The 6757-nt window shown below is 43.0% G+C and carries 8 protein-coding genes; 4 read left to right on the top strand and 4 right to left on the bottom strand.

The features are described from left to right. Positions 1-242 (top strand): transposase (locus tag MF4642_RS14715; RefSeq protein ID WP_161489512.1); only part of this gene is annotated, 242 nt, incomplete at its 5' end. A gap of 29 nt (positions 243-271) precedes the next feature. Here MF4642_RS14715 and MF4642_RS16845 read toward each other — a convergent pair. Further along, a complete protein-coding gene (locus MF4642_RS16845; RefSeq protein ID WP_153041801.1) occupies positions 272-784 on the bottom strand; it encodes a hypothetical protein in 513 nt (170 codons plus the stop codon). A 239-nt stretch (positions 785-1023) separates the two neighbouring features. Then, on the bottom strand, positions 1024-1839 hold the full coding sequence (locus tag MF4642_RS14705; protein ID WP_078426691.1) for an NAD-dependent epimerase/dehydratase family protein: 816 nt from the start codon (positions 1837-1839) through the stop codon (positions 1024-1026). Between the two features lie 33 nt (positions 1840-1872). Between MF4642_RS14705 and recG the strand changes: the two genes are divergently transcribed. Next, positions 1873-3918: an ATP-dependent DNA helicase RecG gene (recG, locus tag MF4642_RS14700; RefSeq protein WP_078426690.1), complete on the top strand. Its 2046-nt coding sequence runs from the start codon at positions 1873-1875 to the stop codon at positions 3916-3918. Continuing rightward, positions 3905-4552 (top strand): ComF family protein, encoded by a 648-nt coding sequence (locus MF4642_RS14695; protein WP_078426689.1) that lies wholly within the window; start codon positions 3905-3907, stop codon positions 4550-4552. Before recG ends, MF4642_RS14695 begins: the two co-directional genes overlap by 14 nt. On the opposite strand, the gene MF4642_RS14690 is transcribed toward MF4642_RS14695, so the two are convergent. Together MF4642_RS14690 and MF4642_RS14685 are read right to left on the bottom strand one after the other, a co-directional pair. After that, on the bottom strand, positions 4553-4957 hold the full coding sequence (locus MF4642_RS14690; RefSeq protein WP_078426688.1) for an NUDIX hydrolase: 405 nt from the start codon (positions 4955-4957) through the stop codon (positions 4553-4555). Then, positions 4954-5553, bottom strand: coding sequence for a TIGR00730 family Rossman fold protein (locus MF4642_RS14685; RefSeq protein WP_078426687.1), 600 nt, complete (start codon positions 5551-5553; stop codon positions 4954-4956). The genes MF4642_RS14690 and MF4642_RS14685 overlap by 4 nt, the downstream gene beginning before the upstream one ends. A gap of 152 nt (positions 5554-5705) precedes the next feature. On the opposite strand from MF4642_RS14685, the gene MF4642_RS14680 reads away from it, so the two are divergent. Further along, positions 5706-6719 carry a CorA family divalent cation transporter gene (locus tag MF4642_RS14680; RefSeq protein WP_004691361.1) on the top strand — a complete coding sequence of 338 codons (1014 nt, stop codon included), beginning with the start codon at positions 5706-5708 and terminating at the stop codon, positions 6717-6719. The last annotated feature ends 38 nt before the right edge of the window (positions 6720-6757 follow it).

Raw genomic sequence — 6757 nt, 5'->3', positions numbered from 1 at the left:
GCTCGCTAGAGCGAAATGAATTACTTCGAACAATTAAACGTTTAGGCAGGACACTATGGAAAAAATGGTCAGGCTATCATCGGCGAAGTTTGGTTGAAACTAAGATGCATTGCATCAAATTATTAGGAGATAAACTCAGTGCAAGGAGTTTTGATAGCCAAGTGAATGAGATCCATGCACGTGTAGCAGTCCTTAACAGATTTACGGAATTAGGTCGACCACTTACCCAAGTTACGCCTTAAATTTGGCTCAATTAGGGGCGCTTTGCATTTCAAATCTTTGTGCAACAAAGCCAAACAACTATAACTATAGTAATAATTACTCCTTGTATTTCAAATAGTATAGATAAAAATGAAGATGTACCAATTTTAAATAAATCATTTGAAATTAGTATTTTACTATTACTTATATTTGCATATAATGGATAATTATTCTTATTGTATTCATTCCATAGCACTTCATTTTTTTCTTTAAGTTTTTCACAGTTGTCTAAAAGATTGATTCTATATACTCCAAAAAGTTTTTCGTTTTCTCCAATATATTTCCTTTTATCAAAAGAGTATTCATACTTGATGTATCGATAAGCAGCTCTATCGATGCCCCTCCTCCAAGGTTCACTTGAACAATAAGTATATGTTTCTATAATCTTAAAATTATTAACTTTAACCCAATTACTATGAGTCATTAAAAAAAATTTATTTTTTAATAGTGGCGATGATGTTATAAAAATAATAAGTATCAATGTCGATAAAATAAACATTAGATAAAATTTATAATTTCTCATCTTTTTCCTATCATCATTTTTTTGAATTTTGAGTAGTACATAATTTAGGGGATTATCAATACTTTTAAAATTAACATAATACACCTTATACTAAATTCTTTAATTTTTTATAAGCATCAACATCTTAGTCAAATCGATTCTAGGGTTCAGCGTACTTGAACAGGTTTTTCATGATTCTTCACGTCCTATAGCCATTTTCTTAGCTACGTTTCACATTTTTCATTAGTGAGAGTAGAAAATTATTTTGACTCACACTCTGCTAACAACGCCAAATAATCATCAAAACAATGTGGATGCTGTAATTCAAAATTCATCTGCTGCATCCGCGTAGCATAAATTTGCTTGCCTGATGGCACATCACTTTCCAAAACCAAAACTGGCAGTCCTAACTGTTGTTGAAACCATTGCATGATTTCATGTAAAGGCAACGGCTGGCTATTGCTACAAATGTAAGATTTTTCTGTATGTTCCACGTGAAGCAAGTGCGCTAGAAAAGCAGCCAAATCATCAACATGAATTCGGTTTGACCAATGCAGTTTTGGATAAGATTTTGTGGTTCCCGCAAGTTTAATCATACGAGTAACTGAGGTTCCATAAATGCCTGTTGGGCGTACAATCACACATTCAGAGGGATAAGCCTGTTGCCACAAAGTTTCCATGTTCAATAGCACCTGCCCTTGCGCATCGCTCGGTTGGGGACTAGTGTCATCATCAACTCGCTCGCCTGCACTTTCACCATAAACACGTGTGGAAGAAACCACGATCACTTTTTTTAAAGGATGACTTTCTAAGGCATGTAGCATGGGTGCAATCGAGTCTACAAAAATTCGCTGATACGACTCCACCGTACTGCTCTCAGGCGAGAGTAAGATATATACGGCATCAATCGGTGCGACTTGGGACAAATCCAACTGTTGAATATCTTGAATCAAATGCTCAGCCCAATCATCTGATTTCAGACTTCGACTAATTGTGGTAATTTGGTGGCCTTGCTGAAATAACTGTTTAGCAACACGCTGAGATGTTTTACCATAACCTATAAATAAAATATGCATTTAGCACCAAATCACAGACAAAGTTGAGGGGACATGGCTGCAGTCCATCAGTTGCAGGGGGTCGGAGCTGCCTCTGCTGCACTACTTGAAAAGTTGAATCTCTTCACTACAGATGATCTGCTGTTTCATCTGCCACGAGACTATGAAGATCGTAGCACGATCATCCCCATGAACCAATTAACGGTTGGGCGTAGCTACCTACTCGAAGGAACGATTCAAGGCGTGGACTTCCCGCCGGGTAAACGTAAATCGATGGCGATTGGACTGCAAGACGACTTTGGCAAAGTGACTTTGCGTTTTTACCATATTTATAAAGGCTTAACGGATCGCGCAAAGGTTGGCAACCGTCTGCGTATTTTTGGTGAAGTCCGTGTGGGTGCGCGTGGCTTAGAAATGTATCATCCCGAAATTCAACTCATTACAGAGCATACGCCACTACCACAAACCCAACTGACTGCGATTTACCCCAGCACAGAGGGTCTCACTCAGCCTAAGTTTCGTGAATACATCAAACAGGCTCTCACTAAACACAGTGATGATTTACCTGAACTGCTGCCCGCAAAATTTACCAATGGCTATGCACTTAAACAAGCGTTGGACTACATCCACCACCCTCCAGTCGATGCCAATATGCTGCAATTGAGCCAAGGCTCACATCCTGCCCAGCAACGACTGATTTTTGAAGAATTGGTTGCGCATCAGGTCAGTCTATTAAGCCGTCGTGCCTATATCCAACAGATTGAAGCACCACGTATTTCTGCCAGTCGTCAGTTTGCCAAACAACTGCTCAGCAGTCTGCCTTTTGAAATGACCAATGCACAAAAGCGTGTCTCCAAAGAAATTGTACAAGACTTAAAACTCAATAAACCGATGTTACGTTTGGTTCAAGGCGATGTCGGTGCAGGCAAAACCTTGGTCGCAGGCGTCGCAGCCTGCCATGTCTTAGAAGAAGGTTGGCAAGTGGCGTTAATGGCACCGACTGAAATTTTGGCGGAACAACATTATCTCAATTTTAAAAAATGGTTTGAGCCTTTGGGACTCAGTGTATCTTGGCTTTCAGGTAAACAAAAAGGCAGAGCCCGTGCCACAGCCGAACAAGCCATTGTCGATGGCACGGCGCATCTGGTGGTGGGTACGCATGCCTTGTTTCAAGACAATGTTCACTTTGCCAAACTCGGGCTGGTGATTATTGATGAGCAGCACCGCTTCGGGGTCGATCAGCGCTTAGCCCTGCGTAATAAAGGTGCGCAGAATATGACCCCACATCAATTGGTCATGACCGCAACGCCGATTCCACGAACTTTAGCCATGTCTGCCTATGGAGACTTAGACACGTCCGTGATCGATGAACTTCCACCCGGACGAACGCCAATTCAAACCGTGACCATTCCACTCGACCGCCGTGAAGAAGTACTACAGCGCATTGCCAGTAACTGTCTAGAAGGCAAACAAGCCTACTGGGTCTGCACTTTGGTTGAAGAGTCTGAAACCTTAGATGCTCAAGCCGCTGAAGCAACCTATTTAGAAATTAAAGAACGTTTCCCCGAACTCAACATTGGCCTCGTACATGGCAAAATGAAGGCTGATGAAAAACAAACAGTGATGCAACAGTTTAAAACCAATGAATTACAACTCTTAATTGCGACCACAGTGATTGAAGTGGGAGTCGATGTACCAAATGCCTCGATCATGGTGATTGAAAATGCGGAACGTTTAGGACTCTCTCAATTACACCAATTACGTGGCCGTGTTGGTCGAGGTGCCAAGGCTAGCTTTTGCGCTCTGTTATATAAAAGCCCGCTGTCTCAAAATGGACAAGAACGCTTACGCGTCATGCGGGAAACCAATGATGGCTTTTTAATTGCCGAAAAAGATTTGGAAATTCGTGGCCCTGGTGAATTGCTCGGTACCAAACAAACGGGTGATATGGGCTTTCGTGTGGCGAAACTAGAACGCGATGATCATTTGCTCAATCAAGCCCATTTTGTCGCAGCTCAGATTTTAAAAGACTATCCACAAAATGCTGAAGCCTTACTGAAACGCTGGCTGCCTGAAGCACCACGCTATGCCTATGTTTAGTCATCTGCTACATACTGCCAAACAGTTGCTACACAGAGCACAGCCCTGTCAGTTGTGTGGCATTGTACGCGCAGATCTACATTCGGTCTGTTTGGATTGCTGGCAACAACTCCCACTGCATCCACAGACCATTGAAAAACAAGAGCTGAGTATTCATGTGGCGGGACATTATCAATATCCTTTAGATCATCTTATTCAGCAGTTCAAATATGAACAACAACTGCATTGGCAGCCTCTACTGTCTGGCATTCTTCAGCAAATTCGCTTCCCTAAAGTGCAAGCAATTGTTCCAATGCCGATTTCGAGCCAGCGTTTAGCCGAACGTGGCTATAACCAATCAATGATCCTCGCCAAAGACTTAGCCAAGCAGCTAAATGTTCCCATTTGGCAACCTGTGATTCGGCTACATCAACATTCGCAAAAAGGACTCAGTCGACTAGAACGCTTAGATCACATTCAGCAGCAATTTAAAATTGATCCACAGCAACGCCAATATGCAAAATGTTACCGACGTGTTTTGATTTTGGATGATGTCGTGACCACAGGCAGCTCGATTCAGGCCCTGACTTTACAACTTGAACAATTAGGTTGTCATAAAGTCAGCGCCGCATGTATTGCCTATGCACTTGAATAATTAGACTACGTCAATCAGCAAATGTTCGCGCACCCATGGCATGACCACCTCAGTGGTCAGCGGTGCAAGTGCAGTCTGCTGGTCATTCAAAGTAACCCATTTCATTTCTGCAATTTCAGCCGCAATTTGCGGCGCTTGCTGAAGCTGAACGTGGTAAACATAGCTCACCAATTTAAAATCAGGCTCATTGGCAGTGGCTGTTTCAAAGCGACCGACAAACTGTTCAATCGTCGCATCACTTCCAATTTCCTCCCAAATCTCACGCAGCATGGTTTGCTCAGGTGCTTCATTGGGCTCAAGCTTACCGCCCACTTGCATAAAACATGCGGTGTTCTGCTTACGCACCAACAAAAGCTGCTGCTGTTCATTCACAATAATAGCCGCAGCGACCGTAATCGCCTTCATGCTTTGACATCCAACAACTCAGGATCAACCATGCCCCACTTCGGTTCAGGTGCTTGGAATTGATCCATCTGCTTTAAAATGGCTTTCACCGAATCCGACACAATCAGACTGTCGGTAAAACGTGCATGGGTAAAACCTTTGTCGGTGGTCATCTTTAGAAATTTAAGTAAATCATCATAAAAGCCATTTACATTTAAAAAGGCATTCGGCTTGAGATGAATACCGAGCTGCGCCCACGTCCATTGTTCAAAGATTTCTTCTAAAGTCCCTGCGCCGCCAGGCATTGCAATAAATCCATCCGACAAAGCTGACATTTTCAGTTTCCGTTCTTGCATATCTTTGACGACATGTAACTCGGTCAGGCCTTGATGCGCCAACTCACGATCCACCAACACGTGTGGAATCACGCCAATCACTTGACCACCTGCCTCTAAAGCACTGTCTGCCACAATACCCATTAAGCCCGAACGACCACCACCATACACCAAGGTTTTGCCTTGTTCTGCAATGGTGTGTCCAACCTGACGTGCTGTTTCGGAAAAGATTGGATCTGAACCTAATGCGGAACCACAAAAGATCGCAATTGAATTTGTCATTTTTTACTCTGATATTTAATTGTCATGCAACTTCACTAAAATGAATGGATATTTTTTAGCAATTTAACCATTCGATCAGTGTTTTTATTGCAATCCTTGTCTAAAATACACCCATCCACTTCAACCATTACTGCGCAAAGGAGAAAGACGGCATGCTTGAAGCCTTTTACGCCACAGAGCGCGGTAGCTTAGAAGACATCACCATTAATGGCGATTTCGATCTTCAGCCCGATTTGGTCTGGCTTGACCTTATTGCTCCCTCCCAAGAAGAACAACAGTGGATTTTAGATGCATATGAACAAAATTTACCTACGCTAAAATCACTCGAAGACATTTCATCTTCAGCTCGATTCTACCGTGATGACGACGGTATTTTGCATATCAGTACGTATTTTTTAACGAAAAATAAAAACTATCAAGTCGATGGTGAGCCTGAAGAAAGCAGCGGTGCCCTTGCCACGGTACAAACTGTCGCTTTCATTTTGCATAAAGAGCGTCTCTTTACCCTTCGCGGGGAAAAACTGGTGGCGTTCCGTGCCTTTCGTGCGCGTGCGCGCCGCAATGACTACGAAATTGACTATAAAGATCCAACGTGGATCTTACTCGGTTTACTCGAGGCGAAGCTGGACGAGCTTGCGGATATCTTAGAAGATATCCACAAGGACTTGGAAAAGTATTCCACAGAAGTACTGAATAACCGTCACCGCGAGATGATTCTCGACTTAGATGACATGATTACCCGTCTGGCACACTTGGAAGATATGCTTGGAAAAGCACAGCTGTGTTTGATTGACTTACGCCGTGTACTGACCTTTTTATCACGCCCGCGTGCTTTAGGTAGTCATATTTATGATGCGGATATTCGAGAGCTCAGTGAAGACGTTCGCTCACTGGTTGAGCATGATGCCTTCTTGTTCCAAAAAGTGCGATTCTTACTGGACACCACCTCAGGCTTCATTAACACCGAGCAGAATGACACGATTCGTCGCTTCTCTATCTTACCCAGTATGCTCGCTCCACCAATGCTGATTGCCAGTATTTACGGCATGAACACCGATGTGTTGCCTTTTGCCAAAGGCGGCACCAGTTTTATTGTGGTAAGCCTAATCTTAATGGCCTTCCTGATTGGCCCGCTCATTTACTTCCGCTGGAAGAAATGGATTTGAGTACACTTTAAAACACGGCTTTTCCTCATAGATTTAAG

This window comes from Acinetobacter sp. MF4642 (assembly GCF_002018925.1).
In the GTDB taxonomy this organism is placed as follows: Bacteria; Pseudomonadota; Gammaproteobacteria; order Pseudomonadales; family Moraxellaceae; genus Acinetobacter; species Acinetobacter johnsonii.
The sequence above is the reverse complement of the archived record's forward strand: the minus strand, read 5'-3'. Positions and strand labels throughout refer to the sequence as shown.